Below are 21,989 nucleotides of genomic sequence, written 5' to 3' on the forward strand. Positions count from 1 at the left end.
AACATGATCCGCGTAGAAAACGTAAGTAAGACCTTTGTGCTCCACCAGCAAAACGGCGTGCGTCTGCCGGTGCTGCAAAATGCCTCGTTAGAGGTCAGCAGCGGCGAATGCGTGGTGCTGCACGGCCATTCCGGTAGCGGAAAATCCACCCTGCTGCGCTCCCTGTATGCCAACTATCTGCCGGATGAAGGCCACATCCGCATTCGCCACAACGATGAGTGGGTCGATCTGGTGCAGGCCCCCGCGCGTAAAGTGCTGGAAGTGCGCCGCACGACGATCGGCTGGGTGAGCCAGTTTCTGCGGGTGATCCCGCGGATCTCCGCCCTGGACGTGGTGATGCAGCCCCTGCTGGATCTGGGCGTGCCGCGAGAAGCCTGCGCCGCCAAAGCCGCCAGCCTACTGACGCGCCTCAACGTGCCGGAGCGCCTGTGGCATCTCGCCCCGTCGACCTTTTCCGGCGGCGAGCAGCAGCGCGTCAATATCGCCCGCGGATTTATCGTCGACTACCCGATTTTACTTCTGGATGAACCTACCGCCTCGCTCGACGGTAAAAACAGCGCCGCCGTGGTGGAGCTGATCGAACAGGCCAAAGCTCGCGGCGCGGCGATCGTCGGGATCTTCCACGACGAAACCGTACGCAGCCGCGTGGCGGACAGATTGCACCCGATGGGGACAAACGCATGATTATCAATAACGTCAGGCTGGTGCTGGAAAATGAAGTCGTTAATGGCTCGGTTGAAGTTCATGAAGGCGTTATTCGCGCCTTTGCCGAAACCCAGAGCCGTACTCCTGAAGCGATGGACGGTGAAGGCGGCTGGCTGCTGCCGGGGCTGATTGAGCTTCATACCGATAATCTGGACAAATTCTTCACCCCGCGCCCGAAGGTCGACTGGCCCGCCCATTCGGCGATGAGCAGCCACGACGCGCTGATGGTAGCCAGCGGCATTACCACCGTGCTGGACGCGGTGGCGATTGGCGACGTGCGCGACGGCGGCGATCGCCTGGAGAATCTCGAGAAGATGATCAACGCCGTGGAGGAGACGCAAAAACGCGGCCTCAACCGTGCCGAGCACCGTCTGCACCTGCGCTGCGAACTGCCGCACCACACTACTCTGCCGCTGTTTGAAAAGCTGGTCGGACGCGAGCCGGTCTCGCTGGTCTCCCTGATGGACCACTCGCCGGGGCAGCGCCAGTTCGCCAACATTGAAAAGTATCGCGAATACTATCAGGGCAAATATTCTCTCAGCGATGCGGAGATGGCCCGTTATGAAGAAGAGCAGCTGGCGCTGGCGGCACGGTGGTCACAGCCTAACCGTCTCAGGATTGCCGCGATGTGTCGGGACCGCAATATCGCGCTGGCCAGCCATGACGACGCCACGCACGATCACGTGCGCGAATCCCACCAGCTTGGCAGCGTGATCGCCGAATTTCCCACCACGTTTGAAGCAGCGGAAGCCTCCCGCAGGTACGGCATGAACGTGCTGATGGGCGCGCCTAACATCGTGCGCGGCGGATCGCACTCCGGCAACGTCGCGGCAAGCAGGCTTGCCTCCCTTGGTCTGCTGGATATCCTTTCATCCGACTACTACCCCGCCAGTCTGCTGGATGCGGCATTCCGGGTTGCCGACGACGAGAACAACACCTTTACGCTGCCGCAGGCGATTCGACTGGTGACGAAAAACCCGGCCTCGGCGCTTAATCTTCAGGATCGCGGGGAAATCGCCGAGGGTAAACGCGCGGATCTGGTACTCGCCCACCGCAAGGGCGAGCACGTTCACATCGACCACGTCTGGCGTCAGGGAAAAAGGGTGTTCTGATGGGAAGGCTCATCTGGTTAATGGGGCCCTCCGGCTCCGGTAAGGACAGTCTGCTGTCCGCCTTACGGCAGCGGGAACATCCGCAGCTGCTGGTCGCGCACCGCTATATTACCCGCGCGGCCAATGCCGGGAGTGAAAACCATATCGCCCTGAGCGAGCAGGAGTTTTTTACCCGCGCCGGGCAAAACCTGCTGGCGCTGAGCTGGCACGCCAACGGCTTTTACTATGGCGTGGGCATCGAAATCGACCTCTGGCTGCACGCGGGTTTTGACGTGCTGGTTAACGGCTCGCGTGCGCATCTGCCACAAGCGCGCGCCCGCTATGAGGCGGCCCTGCTGCCGGTCTGTCTGCAGGTTTCGCCGGACGTCCTGCGCAGCCGGTTGCAGAACCGGGGGCGTGAATCAGCCCGTGAGATCGATCTGCGGCTTGAGCGTGCGGCCCGCTATGCCCCGTCGGACTGCCACATCCTCAATAACGACGGAAGTTTGCTACAGTCAGTCGATACCTTTTTATCGCTTATCCGTCAGAAGGAGAAACAGCATGCCTGACTGTCAGCTTCGCCCCGCCACCGCCGACGATGCGCAGATTGTCTATGCCCTGATCTGCGAACTGAAGCAGGCAGAGTTCGATCATCAGGCGTTCCACGCCGGGTTTCTTGCCAATCTGCAGGATCGCAACATGCGCTACCAGCTTGCGGAGAGAGAGGGACAGGTCATCGGCATGATCGGTCTGCACATGCAGTTTCACCTGCACCACGCGCGCTGGATCGGCGAGATCCAGGAGCTGGTCGTAATGCCGCAGGCGCGTGGGTTAAAGGTCGGAAGTCAGCTGCTGGCCTGGGCGGAAGAGGTGGCGCGACAGGCCGGCGCGGAGCTGACCGAACTTTCCACCAGCGTGAAGCGCACCGACGCGCACCGTTTTTACGTTCGTGAAGGATACACGCAGAGCCATTTCCGATTCACCAAACCGCTGTAGAGGTGCGCTATGAGTCTGACCATCACGTTGACGGGAACGGGTGGCGCCCAGCTGGTGCCGGTCTTTGGCTGCGACTGCGCGGCCTGCCGCCGGGCGCGCCTGCAGGACAACTATCGCCGTCGCCCGTGCAGCGCGGTGGTGAAATTCAACGATGCCGTCACCCTGCTGGATGCCGGTATTCCGCACCTGATGGACGACTGGCCGGCGGGCAGCTTCCAGCAGTTTTTGCTCACCCATTACCATATGGATCACGTTCAGGGGCTGTTCCCCCTGCGCTGGGGCGTGGGGGCGACGATCCCGGTTTACGGTCCGCCGGACGACGCCGGATGCGACGATCTGTTTAAACACCCCGGCATTCTGGATTTCAGCCACAGGGTCGAACCGTTTGTGATGTTTGAGCTTCAGGGTCTGCGGGTCACGCCGCTGCCGCTCAACCATTCGAAACTGACCTTCGGGTATTTGCTGGAATCGGCCCACAGCCGCGTGGCCTGGCTTTCCGATACCGCCGGATTGCCGGAAAAAACGGTGAAGTTCCTGCTCAACAACCAGCCGCAGGCGATGATTATCGACTGCAGCCATGAACCGCGCGAGGAAACGCCGCGAAACCATTGCGACTTAAATACCGTGATTGCGTTAAACGAGATAATTGGCTGCCCGCAGGTGATCCTGACGCACATTAGCCATCAGTTTGACGTGTGGATGATGGATAACCCGCTGCCGCAGGGCATAGAAGCGGGCTATGACGGGATGGTGCTGGTGCTGGATTAGGTTTTCTCCCTCTCCCGTGGGAGAGGGTTGGGGTGAGGGCAACAGGCGGCACTTAGCCTCGATCGTAATCGTCTTCTAACCTGCGCTCATCCTCTTCTAACCGACGGCGATCGTCATCCAGCTGACGCTGACGTTCATCTAAACGGCGGCGTCTGTCTTCAAGCTGCCGACGACGATCGTCGTACTGTCGGCTGTCGATTTGACGACTGCGGTCATAACGATCGTCGTCGTCATTGCTGCGGCTGCTGCTGGGGTTATAGGCATCGTTGATCGCCTGCTGAATGTTGCCAATAGCATCATCAACAATATCGGCATGAGCCAGCTGGCTGGTGAGTGACAGCAGACCGAATAACAGAGCAGTTAAGTAACGTTTCATAAGGCCAGACTCGCAGGTGAACTGGCCTTACGATAATGAACGGCGGAGCACTGAGGTAGCGGAGGAATCTCAAATTACCATAACCTTGCGCAGCGCCTGCGCCAGCTGCACCCGCGTAAACGGCTTGCGCAGTAGCTGGACGTCCGGCAGCTGAGGGTTATGCGCGGGCCGTAAATCCTGGCCGCTGATCAGCAGCACCGGAAGCTGCGGGTAATGGCTGCGCACATGGCTAATCACCTCGGCGCCGCTGAGGCTGCCGGGCAGCATCAGGTCGCTGATAAACATGCCAATATCCGGTGAAGCCTCCAGCATATTCAGCGCCTGCTCGCCGTTGTCCGCTTCCAGCGTCAGGTAGCCGAGCTGATGCAGTTGCTCGCACAGGGTTTGCCGAACATCGGCCTCATCTTCCAGCACCAGGACCAGCCGCTCGCTATCGACGGAGGCGGTGGCTGACAGCGCTTCATCGTCCTCCGCGGCAGGCAGCACGGAGCGCGGGAGGTGAAGCCGGACGGTCGTTCCCTGCCCCGGCGCGCTTTCAATCTCCACGCGCCCGCCGGACTGGCGGACAAAGCCGTAGACCATCGACAGGCCTAACCCGCTTCCGCTTCCGGTCTGCTTGGTGGTGAAGAACGGTTCAAAGACCCGGGATTTCACCTCCTGCGACATGCCGCTGCCGCGGTCAATCACCTCCAGCGCCACCATATCCTGCCTGCGCCCGTCGCTGCGGGTGACGCGCTGATTCCAGGTCCGGATTTTAATCACCCCGCTTTGCCCTTCCATCGCATCGCGCGCGTTCATCACCAGGTTGATGATGGCGTTTTCCAGCTGGCTAACGTCAATCCACGCGGGCCATGCCGGGGTTTGCGCTTCAATCTCCAGGCTCAGGGTGGCAGGCAGGGAGTGGCGCATCAGTTCCCTGAGGTTCTCCAGCAGCGGCAGCATCTCTACCGCATGCGGCGTCAGGGACTGCTTGCGGGAAAATGCCAGCAGGCGCTGCGTCAGTAAGGCACCACGCTCGGCCGCCTTCAGCGCCCGGGTAATGCGCGGCGCGTCTTTCGATTCGGGGTCGGTGAGCTCAAGGCTACCGATGATCACTGCCAGCAGATTGTTAAAATCATGCGCCAGCCCGCCGGTCAGCTGTCCGACCGCCTTCATCTTCTGGCTGTGCAGCAGCGCCTCTTCCAGCCCCTGACGCTCAACGCGGTCGATCTCCATCTGCGTGGTTTTCTCTTTCAGCAGGCGCGTGGTGTGCTCAAGCGAGGCGGTATTGCGGGCAAAAACGTTAAACGCGCGCGCCAGCTCGCCCAGCTCATCGCGCCGCTGGAGGGCGGGAACGGACACGTCCTGCTCGCCGTGAGCAAGGCGCGACATCGCCCGGGAAATCGCCGTCAGGTTAGAGGCCAGATTGCGGTAGATATACCAGCAGGCACACCCGGTGATGATCAGCGCCAGCACGGCGAAGATGCTGATAAACACGCTAATGGACTGCAGCTCGTGATGGCTCTGGGCCGTGCGAAGCCGGGAGGCCTGCGCCACCTGCCCGACGTACTGATTAATATCGCTGTTGAGGATCGCCACCAGCGCCTTGATGTGGAACATATACCAGCTTATCGCCAGATCGCTCTCTTCCAGCTGCTTCGAGAGCGGGGCGAGCCTGCCTAACTCGGCGTTAAAATCTGGCAGAACCTCCTTCACGACCGGCTGTACGGCACTCCGGGGCAGCGCTGCGGCCACGGCGTCCAGCTGCTGAACGGTCGCGCGCGGCGAAGGAGTGTCGATGGCGGCGGCGATCAGCCGGTCCATCTCCATCAGCTGCTGCGCATCCGGCACGTTGCTGTCGTAACGGCGGTTGATGTCCTGCAGATGACGCAGGTAGCTTTGGCTTTGATACAGCGAGCTCAGCAGCGCGTTACGCTCCAGATGGCGGCGCTGTCCGCGCTCAAGCATCTCCGTCACGCTCTGCTGTAGCTCATTGCTTCGTTGAATAATGCGCGCCACCAGCGCCGGCTCCTGCTGCGCCAGCGGCGCATCCGCAAGCTGTTCCAGCGAGCGGCGCAGCGCCATTTGCGTCTGCTTAAGGCGCTCGGCTTCGCCTTTGTACTCCAGCGCCCCGACGACCTGTGAAAGCCGCACCGCCGCCGTCGCCACGTTGGCGGTATCGCGGGCCAGGTTCATGCTGCCGGTCATGTCATCCAGCGTTTGCTGCTGAACCTGCTCCTGGATTTGACTGGCGTGACGAAAGCCGAGCACCGCCACGCCGCTCACCATCAGCGTCACGGCGACCACCAGCAGATTAAAAATCAGCAGTCGGCCTCGGGCGCTGGCGAAAAAGGGCGGACGGCGTGATGGCATGGGTTTGGGCTCCTGAGTGGTTTGGTGCCCTCACCCTGGCCCTCTCCCACCGGGAGAGGGAAAAGGAAAATGTGATGGCGATTAGCTATTCATAACTATGACAAATATGAACAGCTTCTGACATTTTGCATTTACGCACCTGTGATGAAGTGCAGATATCGGCATTCGCAGGAGATCCGCCATGAGCAGAACCCCGGTATTAGAGATGCGCAGCATTGCCAAAACGTTTGGCAGTTTCCACGCGCTCAAGGGTGTGGATTTGACGGTCTTTCCCGGAGAGATCCACGCGCTGATGGGCGAAAACGGCGCGGGAAAAAGCACGCTGATGAAAATCCTCGCGGGAGCCTATACCGCCACCAGCGGCGAGATCCTGATCGACGGTCAGCCGTTTCACATTAAAGGGCCGAAAGATGCGCTGGCCGCAGGCATTACCCTGATTTATCAGGAGATGCAGCTCGCGCCCAACCTGACCGTTGCCGAAAATATCTTTCTTGGCAGCGAGCTGTCGCGCGGCGGGATGGTGCAGCGCAAAGAGATGGCCGCCCAGGCGCAGGCGGTGATTGAGCGCCTCGGCGCACAGTTCAATGCTACCGACCTGGTGATGAAGCTGACCATTGCCGAGCAGCAGCAGGTGGAAATTGCCCGTGCGCTGCACCGCAACAGCCGCATTCTGGTGATGGATGAACCCACCGCCGCCCTCTCCTCGCGGGAAACCCACCGCCTGTTTGAACTGATTTTGCGCCTGCGCGATGAAGGGATGGCGATCATCTATATCAGCCACCGCATGGCGGAAGTGTATGAACTTTCTGACCGCGTCAGCGTTCTGCGCGACGGGCAGTACGTCGGCAGCCTGACGCGCGACAAGCTAAACGCCTCCGAGCTGGTGCGCATGATGGTGGGCCGCCCGTTAAGCGACCTGTTCAACAAGGAGCGTGATATTCCCCTCGGCAGCCCGCGTCTCAACGTCCACCACCTCACCGACGGTAAAAAAGTACAGCCGTGCAGCCTGCAGGTGCGTTCCGGTGAAATCGTTGGGCTGGCGGGCCTGGTCGGGGCCGGACGATCCGAGCTGGCGCAGCTGATTTTCGGCGTGCGTAAAGCCACCGGCGGCATGATTGAGGTCGACGGCGAGCCGGTGGTGATCCACTCCCCGCGTGCGGCCATCGAAAACGGCATCGGTTTTCTCACCGAAAACCGCAAGGAGCAGGGGCTGTTTCTGGAGCTGGCGGCGCAGGAGAACATCACCATGGCGACGCTGGAGCGCGACGCGACCTTCGGTATGTTAAACCGCAAAAAAGCCCAGTCGATTTCCGATGACGCCATTGCATTGCTCAACATCCGCGTGCCCCATTCGCAGGTGCGCGCGGGCGGGCTGTCAGGCGGCAATCAGCAAAAGCTGCTGATCTCCCGCTGGGTGGCCATCGGCCCGCGCATTCTGATCCTGGACGAACCCACGCGCGGCGTGGACGTCGGGGCGAAAAGTGAGATCTACCGCATCATGAACCAGATGGCGCGCAAAGGCGTGGCGATCCTGATGATCTCCAGCGAGCTGCCGGAAGTGGTGGGCATGAGCGACCGGGTGTACGTGATGCGGGAAGGCAGCATTGCGGGCGAGCTTCACGGGCGCGACATCTCTCAGGAAAACATTATGACGCTGGCAACCGGCGTGAACGACACTCATCATCAGGCGGTGCAATCATGACAACTCCAACCCATCCTCAGCAGGTGGCGAAATCCGCCTCCGCCAAAAAAATGCTGATGAGCGATCTGATGCAAACGGTCGGCATCCTGCCGATTCTTATCCTGATTGTGGCGGTATTTGGCTTTATCGCCCCGAACTTCTTCACCGAGAGCAACCTGCTCAACATTACCCGTCAGGCGTCGATCAACATCGTGCTGGCGGCGGGAATGACCTTCATCATCCTAACCGGCGGGATTGACCTCTCCGTGGGCTCGATTCTGGGCACCACGGCGGTAGCGGCGATGGTGGTCTCGCTTATCCCTGAATTTGCCATGCTCTCCATTCCGGCCGCGCTGATGCTCGGCATGGTGCTGGGACTGTTCAACGGCGCGCTGGTGGCCTTTGCCGGGCTGCCGCCCTTTATCGTGACGCTCGGCACCTATACGGCGCTGCGCGGCGCGGCCTATCTGCTGGCGGACGGCACGACGGTCATTAACTCCAACATCAGCTTCGAGTGGATCGGCAATAACTACCTCGGCCCGATCCCGTGGCTGGTTGTCATTGCCCTTGCGGTGATTGCGGTGTGCTGGTTCATCCTGCGCCGCACCACGCTCGGTGTACATATCTACGCGGTGGGCGGCAACATGCAGGCGGCGCGACTGACCGGCATTAAGGTCTGGCTGGTGCTGCTGTTCGTGTACGGCATGAGCGGCCTGCTCTCCGGGCTTGGCGGCGTGATGAGCGCCTCGCGCCTCTACAGCGCCAACGGCAACCTCGGTACGGGCTACGAGCTGGATGCGATTGCGGCGGTGATCCTCGGCGGCACCAGCTTCGTCGGCGGGATCGGCACGATCACCGGCACGCTGGTCGGCGCGCTGATCATCGCCACACTCAATAACGGCATGACGCTGATGGGCGTCTCCTACTTCTGGCAGCTGGTGATCAAAGGGGCGGTGATCATCATAGCGGTGCTGATCGACAAATACCGTACCCGACACCATCAAAGTGCATAACAACAAAACCCTACAGCTTCGAGGAAAAATATATGCGTTTGAAACCGTTAGTGACCGCGCTCTGTGCTGGCGCGCTGCTTGCCGCAACGCCGTTTGCGCAGGCAAAAGACCTGAAGTCCATCGGCGTGACGGTGGGCGACCTGGCCAACCCGTTCTTCGTGCAGATCACCAAAGGTGCCGAGCTGGAAGCGCGCAAGCTGGCTGGCGATAACGTCAAGGTGACGCTGGTCTCCAGCGGTTACGATCTGGGCCAGCAGGTGGCGCAGATCGATAACTTCATCGCCGCGAAGGTGGACATGATCATCCTCAACGCTGCGGACTCCAAAGGGATCGGCCCGGCGGTGAAGCGCGCGAAAGACGCCGGGATCGTGGTCGTTGCGGTTGACGTGGCGGCGGAAGGGGCGGATGCGACCATCACCTCCGATAACACCCAGGCGGGCGAAATGGCCTGTAAGTACATTACCGATCGCCTGAAAGGCAAAGGCAACGTGGTGATCATCAACGGACCGCCGGTCTCTGCGGTGCAAAACCGCGTGGAAGGCTGTCAGACGGAATTCAAAAAACATCCGGATATCAAGGTGCTTTCGGATAACCAAAACGCCAAGGGCAGTCGTGAAGGCGGCCTGGAGGTCATGACCTCCCTGCTGGCGGCCAATCCGAAGATCGACGGCGTGTTTGCAATTAACGATCCGACGGCGATCGGTGCCGATCTGGCCGCGAAGCAGGCTCAGCGCAACGAGTTCTTTATCGTCGGCGTGGATGGTTCCCCGGACGGTGAGGAAGCGCTGAAGCGCGAAAACTCGCTGTTTGTCGCAACCCCGGCGCAGGATCCGCAGGTGATGGCGGCAAAAGCGGTAGAGATCGGCTATGACATTCTACAGGGCAAACCTGCGCCGAAAGCGCCGGTGCTGATCCCGGTGACGATGATCGATAAAAAGAACGTCGGTACCTATAAGGGCTGGACGGTTAAGTAACCTCGGTGCGGCCTGATGCCCTCACCCTAACCCTCTCCCACAGGGAGAGGGAACTTACTCCCCCTCTCCCTCAAGGGAGAGGGCCGGGTGAGTGCTAAGGTTTTGCAAAAAAAGCCAGGAGTCCCCATGAAACGCTCCGACATCAATGAAATTCTCGGCCACACGCGACAGTTCTTTTCCATGCACGACGTGCATCTCCCGCCGTTTGCCAGCTTCCCGCCCACAAAATGGCAGCAGCTTGACCAGGCCGCCTGGCAGGAAGTGTTCGACCTCAAGCTCGGCTGGGACGTGACGGCGTTCGGCGGCAACAGCTTTGCCGCTGAGGGCCTGACGCTGTTTACCCTGCGCAACGGCTCGCCCAACGGCGTGCCTTATGAAAAGTGCTATGCCGAAAAAATTATGCACGTGCGTGACGGCCAGGTGACGCCAATGCATTTTCACTGGCGCAAGCGGGAAGACATCATCAACCGGGGCGGCGGGAATCTGATTATTGAGTTATGGAATGCCGGGGCGCATGAAGAGACGGAAAACACCGACGTGACGGTCACCGTCGACGGCTGTCGTCAGACCCACGCGCCCGGCAGCCAGCTGCGCCTCATGCCAGGGGAAAGCATCTGTCTGACACCCGGTCTGTACCACAGCTTCTGGGGCGAACGCGGCTTCGGCGACGTGCTGGTTGGGGAGGTGTCATCGGTAAACGACGACGAGCACGACAACCACTTTTTGCAGCCCGTTGCCCGCTATAACAACATCGAAGAAGACGAACCGGCGCTGCTGGTGCTGTGCAACGAGTACAACCTGTTTCGGATATAAGGAGTAAATGATGCCATTGATCTCTCTTGCCGACGGTCTGGAGCACGCCAGGGCGCATCGCTACGCGCTGGGCGCGTTTAACGTGCTCGACTCCCACTTCCTGCGCGCGCTGTTCGCCGCCGCGAAGCAGGAACGCTCGCCGTTTATCATCAACATCGCCGAAGTGCATTTTAAGTACGTTTCTCTGGATTCGCTTGTCGAAGCGGTGAAGTTCGAGGCCGCCCGTCACGATATTCCCGTGGTGCTCAATCTCGACCACGGCCTGCATTTCGAGGCGGTGGTGCGCGCCCTGCGCTTAGGGTTCAGCTCGGTGATGTTTGACGGCTCTACGCTAAGCTATGAGGAGAACATTCGCCAGACGCGGGAGGTGGTGAAGATGTGCCACGCGGTCGGCGTGTCGGTGGAAGCGGAGCTGGGCGCGGTCGGTGGCGATGAAGGCGGCGCGCTGTACGGGCATGCGGATGAAGCGTTCTTTACCGACCCGCAGCTGGCGCGCGAATTTGTAGATTCAACCGGCATTGACGCGCTGGCGGTTGCCATCGGCAACGCGCACGGCAAATACAAGGGCGAGCCGAAACTCGATTTCCCACGCCTGGACGCCATTCGCCAGCAGACGGGGCTGCCGCTGGTTTTACACGGCGGCTCCGGGATTAGCGATGCCGACTTCCGCCGCGCCATCGAGCTCGGCATTCATAAAATCAACTTCTACACCGGCATGTCGCAGGCCGCACTCGCCGCCGTGGAGCAGCGCATGGCGAACCGCCAGCCGCTGTACGATGAGTTTGCCGAGCTGCTGCTGGGGATAGAAGAGGCGATTACCGATACGGTCGCCGAACAGATGCGCATCTTCGGCAGCGCGGGGCAGGCATAATGGAACGCAAAGGCATCATCGCCGCAGGCAACATGCTGGTGGATCACGTCCACCAGATCGTGCAGTGGCCGGAGCGCGGCTGGCTGGCGGAAATTACCCACAGCGAACGCTCAACCGGCGGCGCGCCGCTCAACGTGCTGCTGACGCTGGCGAAAATGCACGTTGGCCTGCCGCTGCAGGCAGTGGGGCTGATTGGTGAAGATGCCGACGGGGACTACATTCTGGCGATGCTCGACCAGTACCACGTCAACCGCCAGCGCGTGCAGCGCACCACCTTTGCCCCGACCTCCATGTCGCAGGTCATGACCGATCCCAGCGGACAGCGCACCTTCTTCCACTCGCCGGGCGCCAACCGCCTGCTGGATCTTCCCGCCTTCGATCGCTTAGACGGATCGATGAAGATCTTCCATCTCGGCTACCTGCTGCTGCTCGACAGCCTGGATATGCCCGATGACGAGTTTGGCACCCGCAGCGCGCGCCTGCTGGCGCAGATGCGCGACCAGGGGTATGAAACGTCGCTCGATCTGGTGTCCCGCAAGGGCGACCCGCGCTATCAGCCGCTGGTGCTCCCTGCCCTGCGCCATCTGGATTATCTGGTGATTAACGAGCTGGAAGCCGGGGAGTTTAGCGGGCTTGAGATGCGCGACGGCGACGATGCGCTGAATATCGCCCATATCGCCGATGCCGCGACGCAGCTGCTGGCGGCAGGCGTGCGTCAGCGGGTGGTGATCCACTGTCCGGAAGGCGCATGGGGTGAAGCGCCGGGTGAGCAAGGCCGCTGGATCCCATCATGGCTACTGGAGCAGAAAGACATTGTCGGCAGCGTCGGCGCGGGCGATGCGTTTTGCGCGGGGTTTTTATACGGCTGCCACGAATCGCTCCCGCTCACGGAGAGCATTTATCTGGCGCACGCCTGCGCGCGCGCAAGCCTGCTGGCCGCCAACGCAATTGACGGCGCGAAAACGCTGGCCGAGCTGCAGGCGTTTATTCGCGAGAGCACTTAATTTAACAAAAATTGCGATTTTTCATTACAGTTCTATGAATTTTATATCCCCGAACTACACTCTCTCCATCTGGCATATTCGGCGTGGGCAGCACTCTGCCCGCACGCTTTTCCGAAATGAGATAGAAAGAGGACAAGGGAAAAATGTTCGCAGCCATCATCATCGGTATTTTCATTATCAGCGTTATTTATGCGCATTCACGCGGCAAAGAAAAACAGACGCTTTCTCGTCAGCTCTTTGACCATTCGACGTTCATGGCGCCCATCAATATGTTTATGACGGCGTTTTCTTCCCTGCCCGCCAGGCAGCCATTCTTTGAAACAGAACGCTTCCCGGAATTAAATAAGCTGACGGAAAACTGGCTGGTTATTCGCGAAGAGGCCCTGCGTTTACAGCATCATATTAAGGCGGCGCAAAATAATAACGACGCTGGCTTTAACACTTTTTTTAAACGCGGCTGGAAACGTTTTTATCTGAAATGGTATGCCGATGCCCACCCCTCTGCGCAGTCTTTATGCCCGGTGACGACCCGGCTGGTGAGTGAAATCCCCTCGGTGAAGGCGGCCATGTTTGCCGAGCTGCCGGCGGGTGCAAAGCTTGGCAAGCACCGGGATCCGTATGCGGGCTCGGTTCGTTACCATCTGGGCTTATTCACACCGAATGACGACCGCTGCTTTATTGAAGTCGACGGGCAGCGCCACAGCTGGCGGGATGGTGAAGCCGTTATTTTTGATGAGACCTACGTCCACTGGGCAGAGAATAAATCGGATCAAACGCGCATTATTCTTTTCTGTGATATTGAACGTCCGATGAAATGGCGCTGGGCGCAGGCGGTTAACCATTGGGTGGGAACCACACTGATGTCCGCAGCCAGCTCACCGAATGACGAGAATGACAGCACCGGCGGCATTAACCGCATTTTTAAATACGTTCATGCGGCCCGCGAACGAGGACAGCGTCTGAAAAAAAGGAACCGTAAAGCCTATTACGCCCTCAAGTATCTGTGCATCGTCGCAATTTTTGCCGCCATCATTGTTCCGGCGATAACGTAAGCCTTATGCCGCCTGCTCGGGCCGGCTCACATCGGTAGCAAACACGTAACCCAGCCCGCGGATCGTTTTGATGAGCGCAGGCTGATGCGGGTTAGCCTCTATTTTCCGGCGCAGGCGCATGATCAGCACGTCAATCGTGCGATCGAACACGTCGGCGCTTTCGCTGTGGGTCAGCTCAAGCAGCCGGTCACGGCTCAGCACCCGACGGGCATTTTGCGTGAGCGCCAGCAGCAGGCCGTACTCGCCCTGGGTTAAGGGGACAGGGTTACGCTGCGGATCGCTCAGCTCACAGCGGGTGGTATCGAGCGTCCACCCGTTAAAAGCAATGCCCGCGACCGGCGCTGCGGGGGCTTCTGCCGCCAGCACGCCCGTACGGCGCAGCACCGCTTTCACGCGGGCGACCACCACGCGCGGATTGAACGGTTTGCCAATATAATCGTCGGCCCCCATCTCCAGCCCCACCACCACGTCTGACTCACTGCCCAGCCCGGTTAACATGATCACCGGTAGCGCCGGGCGCTGCTTTTGCAACTGCAGCAAAACCTGTAAGCCGTTGATATCCGGCAGCATCATATCCAGCAGCACCAGCGCAATATTCGGATCCTGCTGTACCTGCCGCAGTGCATCCTGGCCGTTATGGCAGGCAAGCACGCTAAAGACGTGCTCGCTCAGCACGTCCTGAAGCAGTTCGCAGACTGCCGTATCGTCATCAACCACCAGGATCGCCGGTTTCATCGTATGCTTCCGTCAGGGGATTATGTTAAGTCTGAACCATTCTGCCGTCGGCTCCAGTCAAATGGTTTTTTCAGTGACGGAAATTCAACCCATGTCACATCCGCTGCCCTGTCGACACGTCAATTTTGACGATTGGCTGCTTTTTGTCAGGGTTTTCACCGCGAAGGGACCGTAAAGTCAGGGTATACCCATACAAAAAACATGGCATAGAAGCTGCATAGTGGGTGCGAATGATTCGATTAACTGGAGCAGACTGATGAAAAAAGTCGTCACGGTTTGCCCTTATTGTGCCTCAGGTTGCAAGATCCACCTGGTGGTCGATAACGGCAAAATCGTCCGGGCGGAGGCCGCACAGGGGAAAACCAACCAGGGCACGCTATGCCTGAAAGGTTACTACGGCTGGGATTTTATTAACGATACCCAAATCCTCACCCCGCGCCTGAAAACCCCTATGATCCGCCGCGAGCGCGGCGGCAAGCTGGAAGCCGTCTCCTGGAGCGAGGCGCTGGATTACGTCGCCACGCGTCTGAGCGCCATCAAGGCCAAGTATGGCCCGGATGCGATTCAGACCACCGGCTCTTCACGCGGGACGGGGAATGAAACCAACTATGTGATGCAAAAATTCGCGCGCGCCGTTATTGGAACCAATAACGTCGACTGCTGCGCTCGCGTCTGACACGGCCCATCGGTTGCAGGTCTGCACCAGTCGGTCGGTAACGGCGCAATGAGTAATGCCATCAACGAGATAGATAATACCGATCTCGTCTTCATCTTTGGTTATAACCCGGCGGATTCTCATCCTATCGTCGCGAACCACGTTATTCGCGCTAAGCAGAACGGGGCGAAAATCATCGTCTGCGATCCGCGCAAAATTGAAACCGCGCGCATTGCGGACATGCACATCGCGTTGAAAAACGGCTCGAACATCGCGCTGTTGAACGCAATGGGGCACGTCATTATTGAGGAGAACCTGTACGACCAGGCGTTTGTCGCCACCCGTACGGAAGGCTTTGAAGAGTATAAGAAAATAGTCGAAGGCTATACGCCTGAATTCGTCGAAGCGATCACCGGCGTCAGCGCGCAGGAGATTCGTCAGGCGGCCAGGATGTATGCCGGGGCGAAAACCGCCGCCATTCTGTGGGGCATGGGCGTGACCCAGTTCTACCAGGGCGTGGAAACCGTGCGTTCCCTGACCAGCCTCGCGATGCTGACCGGCAATCTGGGTAAAGCGCACGTCGGCGTTAACCCGGTGCGTGGTCAGAATAACGTTCAGGGTGCCTGCGATATGGGCGCGCTGCCGGATACCTATCCGGGCTACCAGTACGTGAAGTTCCCGGAAAACCGCGAGAAATTCGCGAAGGCCTGGGGCGTGGAAAGCCTGCCGGAACACACCGGGTATCGCATCAGCGAGCTGCCGCACCGCGCGGCGCACGGAGAGGTGCGAGCGGCCTACATCATGGGTGAAGATCCGCTCCAGACCGACGCCGAGCTGTCTGCTGTGCGCAAAGGGTTTGAGGATCTGGAGCTGGTGATTGTCCAGGATATCTTCATGACCAAAACCGCGGCGGCGGCGGATGTGATTTTACCGTCGACCTCCTGGGGCGAGCATGAAGGCGTCTACACGGCGGCGGACCGCGGCTTCCAGCGCTTCTTTAAGGCGGTCGAGCCGAAGTGGGATCTGAAAACGGACTGGCAGATTATCAGCGAAATCGCCACCCGCATGGGCTACCCGATGCACTACAACAACACTCAGGAGATCTGGGACGAATTGCGCAATCTGTGTCCGGACTTCTACGGTGCAACCTATGAAAAAATGGGTGAGCTGGGATACATCCAGTGGCCGTGCCGGGATGAGTCCGAAGCCGACCAGGGGACGTCATACCTCTTTAAAGAGAAGTTCGACACCCCGAACGGGCTGGCGCAGTTCTTCACCTGCGACTGGGTCGCGCCGATCGATAAACTCACCGACGAGTATCCGATGGTGCTCTCCACCGTGCGTGAAGTGGGCCACTATTCCTGCCGTTCAATGACCGGTAACTGCGCCGCGCTGGCGGCACTGGCGGACGAACCGGGCTACGCGCAAATCAACACCGCCGACGCAGCGCGCCTCGGCATTGAGGACGAAGCGCTGGTGTGGGTGAACTCGCGCAAAGGCCGGATCATTACCCGTGCGCAGGTCAGCGATCGTCCGAACAAAGGGGCGGTCTATATGACCTACCAGTGGTGGATTGGCGCCTGTAACGAGCTGGTCACGGAGAACTTAAGCCCGATAACCAAAACGCCGGAGTATAAATACTGCGCCGTACGCGTAGAGCCGATTGCGGATCAGCACGCAGCGGAACAGTATGTCATCGACGAATATAACAAGCTGAAAGCCCGACTGCGCGAAAGCGCAATGGGTTGAAGCCGTTAATTCATCAGTGAATAAAGGGGGTGAGATATTCACTCCCTTTTTATTTCCGATTAACTCATCAAATATATCAATTATTAGTCTGGAAAGCGGCTCGCAGAAATAATGTAATTTTCGCGAAAAAGAATTACATCTTTGCATTTTAATTCAGCGGGATAAGATGTGCGGCGGGTGCTTAAGACTTTCTGTCTTGAGCATTGTTGAGGGACAGAAAGTAGAAAGCCCCGGGAAATTTTCATTTACCCGAGGCTACTCCCTCAACTCCGAACAAGTTGAGAGTAGCCTCTTATTCTTTTTTTGACAAGGAGTAAAAGGCATGACGCCATTAAAAACTGCGTTAGGCATCGTCTTTATTATTTGCCTGACGATAGTGATCTTTACCTTTATTACTCGAGGTAAGTTATGCGAGTTTTCAATAAAGGGTGAACAGCAGGAGGTGGCGGCTAAATTAGCCTGTAACGCAGGCTAACCTCTACGGGCGGAACCACTGTTCCGCCCGGCTTGCAGGATGCTGAGGTCTTAATGCACCCATTTTTTTCTTCTGTCGCCGCGATTATACTGCGCGGCGTGTACCCCGATGATAAGAACCCATGAAACATATTTTTCTGTTGTTGTTACTTTTTACATCGCTTGTCCGTGCCGACGAGATTGGCAGCCAGTACAAAGAACAGGCTGAAGCGGGTGACGCCCGTGCCCAGTATTATTTGGCCGATACATACTTTAGCTCCGGTGACAGCAAGCAGGCCGCGCTGTGGGCCGAGAAAGCCGCTAAAGGTGGCGACGTCGACGCCATGGGGCTGCTCTCGCAAATCCTCTTTACCCAGGGAAATTATGCGCAAGCTAAGGCACTGGCGCAGCAGGCAACCATCGCAGGCAGCAAACGCGGCGCGATCATGCTGGCGCGCGTGCTGGTCAACACTCAGGCAGGTAAAACTGACTATCCTCAGGCCATCAAACTGCTGCAAACGGCGGCCGAAGATATCGACAACGACTCTGCGGTAGATGCGCAAATGCTGCTGGGGCTGATTTATGCCAACGGCGTTGAAGTGGCCCAGGACGACGTGCAGGCCGCCTCGTGGTTCAAGCGGAGCTCGGCACTTTCACGCACGGGCTACTCCGAGTACTGGGCAGGGATGTTGTTCAGGCAGGGTGAGAAAGGCTTTATCACGCCCAATAAACAGAAAGCGCTGTACTGGTTGAACCTGAGCTGCACTGAAGGGTTTGATACCGGATGCGAAGAGTTTGATGCGCTGAGCGGAGAGTAAAGTGCCGGGTGGCGGCTTCGCCTTACCCGGCCTACAAAATCCGTAGGCCCGGTAAGCGCAGCGCCACCGGGCTTAGGATGTTACTGGTCGGCCGTCTTATCAAAACGACCCAGCACCTCGCGTTCATACGCCAGCGCTTTTTTACGATCGAATTTGTGTTCCCACTTGGCGATAACCAGCACCGCCAGGGCATTCCCCACCACGTTCAGCGCGGTACGCGCCATGTCGAGGATACGGTCGACACCGGCGATAAACGCCAGACCTTCCAGCGGAATACCGACGCTGCCAAGCGTTGCAAGCAGCACCACGAAGGAGACGCCCGGAACGCCTGCAATACCTTTGGACGTCACCATCAGCGTCAGCACCAGTACGATCTCCTGCCACAGCGACAGGTCAATGCCGTACAGCTGCGCAATAAAGATAGCGGCGATGCTCTGGTACAGCGTCGAACCGTCCAGGTTAAAGGAGTAGCCGGTCGGTACCACGAAGCTGGTAATAGAGGCAGGCGCGCCGTAGGCTTCCATCTTCTCAATGATGCGCGGCAGCACGCTCTCAGAGCTTGCCGTGGAGTAGGCCAGAATCAGCTCATCTTTCAGGATACGAATCAGGATCCAGATGCTCAGCCCACACAGACGCGCCACAATTCCCAGCACCACCAGCGCAAAGAACAGGATGGCAAAATGCACCAGGAGCACCAGCTTCGCCAGCGGCCAGAGAGAGGCAAAACCGAAATTCGCCACGGTGACGGCGATAAGCGCAAACACCCCTACCGGCGCGTAACGCATCACCATGTGGGTCACTTTAAACATGGTTTCGGAGATAGAGCGGAACACGGTCACCAGCGGCTCACGGTGCGTCGCCGGCAGAGAAGAGAGCCCCAGACCAAACAGCACCGAGAAGAAGATGATGGGCAGCATCTCGCCCTTCGCCATCGACGCCACGATGTTGGTCGGCACCAGCGACAGGATAGTGCCCATCAGGCCATGCGCATGGCTCTGCACGTCAGCGGTCGTACTTTGGTATTTCGAAATATCCACCGTGGCCAGCTGCGACATATCGATCCCGGAACCCGGCTGGAACACGTTCGCCAGCGTGATACCGAGGATAATCGCAACCGTAGTGATCACTTCGAAATAGATAATGGTTTTCGCACCAATACGGCCTAACTGCTTCGCATCGCCGACGCCCGCAATACCGACCACCAGCGTCGAGATCACAATCGGTACCACAATCATCTTGATCAGATGAATAAAGATATCCCCTGCCGGAGAGAGCAGGTTCGCAATCAGCCATTCGCGGCTGTCGCTATGATAGTGGAGGTAACTGCCCAGCAAGATGCCCAGCACAAGGGCGATTAAGATCTGCCAGGCAAGGCTGACTTTAACGTTTTTCATAGAAACTGACTTCCTCAATGAAGCGCCTTATTCATTCAAACTGCATGAACAGGGAGACATACTGAAAGGGTATGAATTGTGTTGCGTTGGTTTATGGGATTTTTTAACGCGGCGTATGAGTATCATTTGCGCGACCTGTTGCGCAAGCCTTAAAGAACGACGCGTTTCACTCACAAAAGCGACGATGACGGGAGTTTGTTCTAATTCTGATAAATAACCTTTTGTTATAAAAACGCTTTTTTAAACATAAATGTGAATAATCGTCAGCATCAATTATTTTCCTTCAAAGTTTCATTCGCTCATTTTTCATACTCTTCAAACAATGCGTGATCTGTAGCCCAAATAATAAACAAAGCTTGTAAAGCCCCTACAATTAACGTTTTTGCGACATATTATTAACATCTTACAAGGAGAAAAAAAGCCATGAGCCAAATACATAAACACGACATTCCCGCAAATATTGCGGACCGTTGCCTGATCACCCCGGAGCAGTACCACGAGAAATATCAGCAGTCTATCACCGCCCCGGACACCTTCTGGGGTGAGCAGGGCCATATCCTTGACTGGATCAAACCTTATCAGAAGGTGAAGAACACCTCCTTTGCGCCCGGCAATGTCTCCATTAAATGGTATGAAGATGGCACCCTGAACCTGGCGGCTAACTGCCTCGATCGTCACCTCGCCGAGCGCGGGAATGAGACGGCCATCATCTGGGAAGGCGATGACGCCTCGCAAAGCAAACATATTACGTACAAAGAGCTGCACCGCGACGTGTGCCGCTTCGCCAACGTCCTGCTGGAAAAGGGCATTAAAAAAGGCGATGTGGTCGCTATCTATATGCCGATGGTGCCGGAAGCGGCGGTGGCCATGCTGGCCTGCGCGCGTATCGGTGCGATCCACTCGGTGATTTTCGGCGGGTTCTCGCCAGAGGCGGTTGCGGGCCGTATTGTCGATTCCAGTTCAAAACTGGTGATCACCGCCGATGAAGGCGTGCGCGCCGGGCGCGGTATCCCACTGAAGAAAAACGTCGACGAAGCGCTGAAAAACCCGAACGTCAAAACGGTCAGTAACGTCATCGTCCTTAAGCGTACCGGCGGCAAAATCGACTGGAACGAGGGGCGCGACCTGTGGTGGAGCGACCTGATCGAGAACGCGAGCGACCAGCATCAACCGGAAGAGATGAACGCAGAAGATCCGCTGTTCATTCTTTACACCTCCGGCTCCACCGGTAAGCCGAAAGGCGTGCTGCACACCACCGGCGGCTATCTGGTCTATGCGGCCACCACCTTCAAATACGTCTTCGACTACCATCCGGGCGACATCTACTGGTGTACCGCCGACGTGGGCTGGGTTACCGGACACAGCTACCTGCTGTACGGCCCGCTGGCCTGTGGCGCAACAACGCTGATGTTTGAGGGCGTACCAAACTGGCCGACCCCGGCGCGTATGTGTCAGGTGGTCGACAAACACCAGGTCAACATTCTCTACACCGCGCCAACGGCGATCCGCGCATTAATGGCTGAAGGCGATAAAGCCATCGAAGGCACTGACCGCTCTTCATTGCGCATCCTCGGTTCCGTGGGTGAGCCAATCAACCCGGAAGCCTGGGAGTGGTACTGGAAGAAAATCGGCAACGAGAAATGCCCGGTGATGGACACCTGGTGGCAGACCGAAACCGGCGGCTTCATGATCACCCCGATGCCGGGCGCCACGCAGCTGAAGGCCGGTTCCGCAACCCGTCCGTTCTTCGGCGTGCAGCCTGCGCTGGTGGATAACGAAGGCAACCCGCTGGAAGGCGCCACCGAAGGCAACCTGGTGATCACTGACTCCTGGCCTGGTCAGGCGCGTACCCTGTTCGGCGATCACGATCGCTTCGAGCAGACCTACTTCTCGACCTTTAAAAACATGTACTTCAGCGGCGACGGCGCGCGTCGTGACGAAGATGGCTATTACTGGATAACCGGCCGCGTGGACGACGTGCTGAACGTCTCCGGCCACCGTCTGGGCACCGCTGAGATTGAATCGGCGCTGGTGTCGCATCCGAAGATTGCCGAAGCGGCGGTTGTGGGCATTCCGCACAACATCAAAGGCCAGGCGATTTACGCCTATGTCACCCTGAACCACGGTGAAGAACCGTCGCCTGAGCTCTACGCTGAGGTGCGCAACTGGGTGCGTAAAGAGATTGGCCCGCTGGCGACGCCGGACGTGCTGCACTGGACCGACTCGCTGCCGAAAACCCGTTCCGGCAAAATTATGCGTCGTATCTTGCGCAAAATCGCGGCTGGAGACACCAGCAACCTCGGCGATACCTCAACGCTCGCGGATCCTGGCGTGGTGGAAAAACTGCTCGAAGAGAAGCAGGCCATCGCGATGCCTTCCTAGTGTTTTCTCCCTCTCCCTGTGGGAGAGGGCTGGGGTGAGGGCATCAGACCGCACCTTCCTCCCCTCACCCTAACCCTCTCCCCAAAGGGGAGAGGGGACTAAAAACA

General features: G+C 58.4%; 20 protein-coding genes. 16 read left to right on the plus strand and 4 right to left on the minus strand.

Translation table 11 applies throughout. From position 1 onward, the window contains the following. Window positions 1-3: 3 nt before the first annotated feature. Genes phnL through phnP form a run of 5 tightly spaced genes read left to right on the plus strand, consistent with a single transcriptional unit; the run spans window position 4 to window position 3,560 of the window. The gene (gene phnL, locus ADJ24_RS07705; RefSeq protein ID WP_023310085.1) at window positions 4-684 is read left to right on the plus strand and encodes a phosphonate C-P lyase system protein PhnL; all 681 of its coding nucleotides are present in this window, start codon (window positions 4-6) and stop codon (window positions 682-684) included. Then, the gene (gene phnM, locus ADJ24_RS07710) at window positions 681-1,817 is read left to right on the plus strand and encodes an alpha-D-ribose 1-methylphosphonate 5-triphosphate diphosphatase (protein WP_023310084.1); all 1,137 of its coding nucleotides are present in this window, start codon (window positions 681-683) and stop codon (window positions 1,815-1,817) included. Before phnL ends, phnM begins: the two co-directional genes overlap by 4 nt. Continuing rightward, the gene (gene phnN / locus ADJ24_RS07715) at window positions 1,814-2,365 is read left to right on the plus strand and encodes a ribose 1,5-bisphosphokinase (protein ID WP_115504024.1); all 552 of its coding nucleotides are present in this window, start codon (window positions 1,814-1,816) and stop codon (window positions 2,363-2,365) included. The genes phnM and phnN overlap by 4 nt, the downstream gene beginning before the upstream one ends. Next, window positions 2,358-2,792, plus strand: a complete 435-nt coding sequence (gene phnO / locus ADJ24_RS07720) for an aminoalkylphosphonate N-acetyltransferase (protein ID WP_023310082.1) — start codon at window positions 2,358-2,360, stop codon at window positions 2,790-2,792. The genes phnN and phnO overlap by 8 nt, the downstream gene beginning before the upstream one ends. A 9-nt stretch (window positions 2,793-2,801) precedes the next feature. Then, window positions 2,802-3,560, plus strand: coding sequence for a phosphonate metabolism protein PhnP (phnP, locus tag ADJ24_RS07725; protein WP_023310081.1), 759 nt, complete (start codon window positions 2,802-2,804; stop codon window positions 3,558-3,560). A 52-nt stretch (window positions 3,561-3,612) separates the two neighbouring features. On the opposite strand, the gene yjdP is transcribed toward phnP, so the two are convergent. Together yjdP and ADJ24_RS07735 are read right to left on the minus strand one after the other, a co-directional pair. Beyond that, a complete protein-coding gene (gene yjdP, locus ADJ24_RS07730) occupies window positions 3,613-3,936 on the minus strand; it encodes a DDRRRQL repeat protein YjdP (protein WP_023310080.1) in 324 nt (107 codons plus the stop codon). Window positions 3,937-4,005: 69 nt separating this feature from the next. Then, a complete protein-coding gene (locus tag ADJ24_RS07735; protein ID WP_023310079.1) occupies window positions 4,006-6,288 on the minus strand; it encodes an ATP-binding protein in 2,283 nt (760 codons plus the stop codon). A gap of 181 nt (window positions 6,289-6,469) precedes the next feature. Between ADJ24_RS07735 and ADJ24_RS07740 the strand changes: the two genes are divergently transcribed. The 7 genes from ADJ24_RS07740 to lpxO all read left to right on the plus strand — a co-directional run bounded on the left by ADJ24_RS07740 (window position 6,470) and on the right by lpxO (window position 13,696). Next, window positions 6,470-7,990: a sugar ABC transporter ATP-binding protein gene (locus ADJ24_RS07740; RefSeq protein WP_023310078.1), complete on the plus strand. Its 1,521-nt coding sequence runs from the start codon at window positions 6,470-6,472 to the stop codon at window positions 7,988-7,990. Beyond that, the gene (locus ADJ24_RS07745; RefSeq protein WP_023310077.1) at window positions 7,987-8,982 is read left to right on the plus strand and encodes an ABC transporter permease subunit; all 996 of its coding nucleotides are present in this window, start codon (window positions 7,987-7,989) and stop codon (window positions 8,980-8,982) included. The genes ADJ24_RS07740 and ADJ24_RS07745 overlap by 4 nt, the downstream gene beginning before the upstream one ends. Window positions 8,983-9,014: 32 nt before the next feature. Continuing rightward, entirely contained in the window at window positions 9,015-9,956 is a 942-nt protein-coding gene (locus tag ADJ24_RS07750; protein ID WP_021242935.1) for an ABC transporter substrate-binding protein, read from the plus strand. Window positions 9,957-10,082: 126 nt separating this feature from the next. Next, complete coding sequence (locus ADJ24_RS07755) at window positions 10,083-10,769, plus strand: D-lyxose/D-mannose family sugar isomerase (protein ID WP_023310076.1); 687 nt, start codon at window positions 10,083-10,085, stop codon at window positions 10,767-10,769. 10 nt (window positions 10,770-10,779) lie between these two features. Further along, window positions 10,780-11,640, plus strand: coding sequence for a ketose 1,6-bisphosphate aldolase (locus ADJ24_RS07760; RefSeq protein ID WP_023310075.1), 861 nt, complete (start codon window positions 10,780-10,782; stop codon window positions 11,638-11,640). Beyond that, entirely contained in the window at window positions 11,640-12,644 is a 1,005-nt protein-coding gene (locus tag ADJ24_RS07765) for a carbohydrate kinase family protein (RefSeq protein ID WP_023310074.1), read from the plus strand. The genes ADJ24_RS07760 and ADJ24_RS07765 overlap by 1 nt, the downstream gene beginning before the upstream one ends. A 143-nt stretch (window positions 12,645-12,787) precedes the next feature. Continuing rightward, complete coding sequence (lpxO, locus tag ADJ24_RS07770) at window positions 12,788-13,696, plus strand: lipid A hydroxylase LpxO (RefSeq protein ID WP_023310073.1); 909 nt, start codon at window positions 12,788-12,790, stop codon at window positions 13,694-13,696. A gap of 3 nt (window positions 13,697-13,699) precedes the next feature. Here the strand turns inward: lpxO and ADJ24_RS07775 are convergent, their stop codons facing one another. After that, the gene (locus tag ADJ24_RS07775; RefSeq protein ID WP_023310072.1) at window positions 13,700-14,431 is read right to left on the minus strand and encodes a response regulator; all 732 of its coding nucleotides are present in this window, start codon (window positions 14,429-14,431) and stop codon (window positions 13,700-13,702) included. Window positions 14,432-14,687: 256 nt separating this feature from the next. Here ADJ24_RS07775 and fdhF point away from each other — a divergent pair, with 256 nt between their 5' ends. The 3 genes from fdhF to ADJ24_RS07795 all read left to right on the plus strand — a co-directional run bounded on the left by fdhF (window position 14,688) and on the right by ADJ24_RS07795 (window position 18,106). Beyond that, on the plus strand, window positions 14,688-16,835 hold the full coding sequence (fdhF, locus tag ADJ24_RS07785; RefSeq protein WP_080262536.1) for a formate dehydrogenase subunit alpha: 2,148 nt from the start codon (window positions 14,688-14,690) through the stop codon (window positions 16,833-16,835). A gap of 322 nt (window positions 16,836-17,157) precedes the next feature. Continuing rightward, window positions 17,158-17,310, plus strand: coding sequence for a Hok/Gef family protein (locus ADJ24_RS07790; RefSeq protein WP_023310069.1), 153 nt, complete (start codon window positions 17,158-17,160; stop codon window positions 17,308-17,310). A 121-nt stretch (window positions 17,311-17,431) separates the two neighbouring features. Continuing rightward, window positions 17,432-18,106 carry a tetratricopeptide repeat protein gene (locus tag ADJ24_RS07795; RefSeq protein WP_023310068.1) on the plus strand — a complete coding sequence of 225 codons (675 nt, stop codon included), beginning with the start codon at window positions 17,432-17,434 and terminating at the stop codon, window positions 18,104-18,106. Between the two features lie 80 nt (window positions 18,107-18,186). Here ADJ24_RS07795 and gltP read toward each other — a convergent pair whose 3' ends face one another. Then, window positions 18,187-19,500: a glutamate/aspartate:proton symporter GltP gene (gene gltP, locus ADJ24_RS07800; protein WP_023310067.1), complete on the minus strand. Its 1,314-nt coding sequence runs from the start codon at window positions 19,498-19,500 to the stop codon at window positions 18,187-18,189. A 423-nt stretch (window positions 19,501-19,923) separates the two neighbouring features. Here gltP and acs point away from each other — a divergent pair, with 423 nt between their 5' ends. After that, window positions 19,924-21,882 carry an acetate--CoA ligase gene (gene acs, locus ADJ24_RS07805; protein ID WP_023310066.1) on the plus strand — a complete coding sequence of 653 codons (1,959 nt, stop codon included), beginning with the start codon at window positions 19,924-19,926 and terminating at the stop codon, window positions 21,880-21,882. Window positions 21,883-21,989: the final 107 nt, after the last annotated feature.

The sequence above is a fragment of the Enterobacter sp. 940_PEND genome (assembly GCF_001059415.1).
GTDB lineage: Bacteria > Pseudomonadota > Gammaproteobacteria > Enterobacterales > Enterobacteriaceae > Enterobacter > Enterobacter cloacae_M.

Coding starts and splice junctions, on each gene's coding strand:
- phnP (WP_023310081.1), top strand. CDS start 2,802: ATGAGTCTGACCATCACGTTGACGGGAACGGGTGGCGCCCAGCTGGTG.
- acs (WP_023310066.1), top strand. CDS start 19,924: ATGAGCCAAATACATAAACACGACATTCCCGCAAATATTGCGGACCGT.
- yjdP (WP_023310080.1), bottom strand. CDS start 3,936: ATGAAACGTTACTTAACTGCTCTGTTATTCGGTCTGCTGTCACTCACC.
- lpxO (WP_023310073.1), top strand. CDS start 12,788: ATGTTCGCAGCCATCATCATCGGTATTTTCATTATCAGCGTTATTTAT.
- ADJ24_RS07775 (WP_023310072.1), bottom strand. CDS start 14,431: ATGAAACCGGCGATCCTGGTGGTTGATGACGATACGGCAGTCTGCGAA.
- phnO (WP_023310082.1), top strand. CDS start 2,358: ATGCCTGACTGTCAGCTTCGCCCCGCCACCGCCGACGATGCGCAGATT.
- ADJ24_RS07735 (WP_023310079.1), bottom strand. CDS start 6,288: ATGCCATCACGCCGTCCGCCCTTTTTCGCCAGCGCCCGAGGCCGACTG.
- ADJ24_RS07750 (WP_021242935.1), top strand. CDS start 9,015: ATGCGTTTGAAACCGTTAGTGACCGCGCTCTGTGCTGGCGCGCTGCTT.
- phnL (WP_023310085.1), top strand. CDS start 4: ATGATCCGCGTAGAAAACGTAAGTAAGACCTTTGTGCTCCACCAGCAA.
- ADJ24_RS07755 (WP_023310076.1), top strand. CDS start 10,083: ATGAAACGCTCCGACATCAATGAAATTCTCGGCCACACGCGACAGTTC.
- ADJ24_RS07745 (WP_023310077.1), top strand. CDS start 7,987: ATGACAACTCCAACCCATCCTCAGCAGGTGGCGAAATCCGCCTCCGCC.
- gltP (WP_023310067.1), bottom strand. CDS start 19,500: ATGAAAAACGTTAAAGTCAGCCTTGCCTGGCAGATCTTAATCGCCCTT.
- ADJ24_RS07790 (WP_023310069.1), top strand. CDS start 17,158: ATGACGCCATTAAAAACTGCGTTAGGCATCGTCTTTATTATTTGCCTG.
- ADJ24_RS07765 (WP_023310074.1), top strand. CDS start 11,640: ATGGAACGCAAAGGCATCATCGCCGCAGGCAACATGCTGGTGGATCAC.
- ADJ24_RS07760 (WP_023310075.1), top strand. CDS start 10,780: ATGCCATTGATCTCTCTTGCCGACGGTCTGGAGCACGCCAGGGCGCAT.
- ADJ24_RS07795 (WP_023310068.1), top strand. CDS start 17,432: ATGAAACATATTTTTCTGTTGTTGTTACTTTTTACATCGCTTGTCCGT.
- ADJ24_RS07740 (WP_023310078.1), top strand. CDS start 6,470: ATGAGCAGAACCCCGGTATTAGAGATGCGCAGCATTGCCAAAACGTTT.
- phnM (WP_023310084.1), top strand. CDS start 681: ATGATTATCAATAACGTCAGGCTGGTGCTGGAAAATGAAGTCGTTAAT.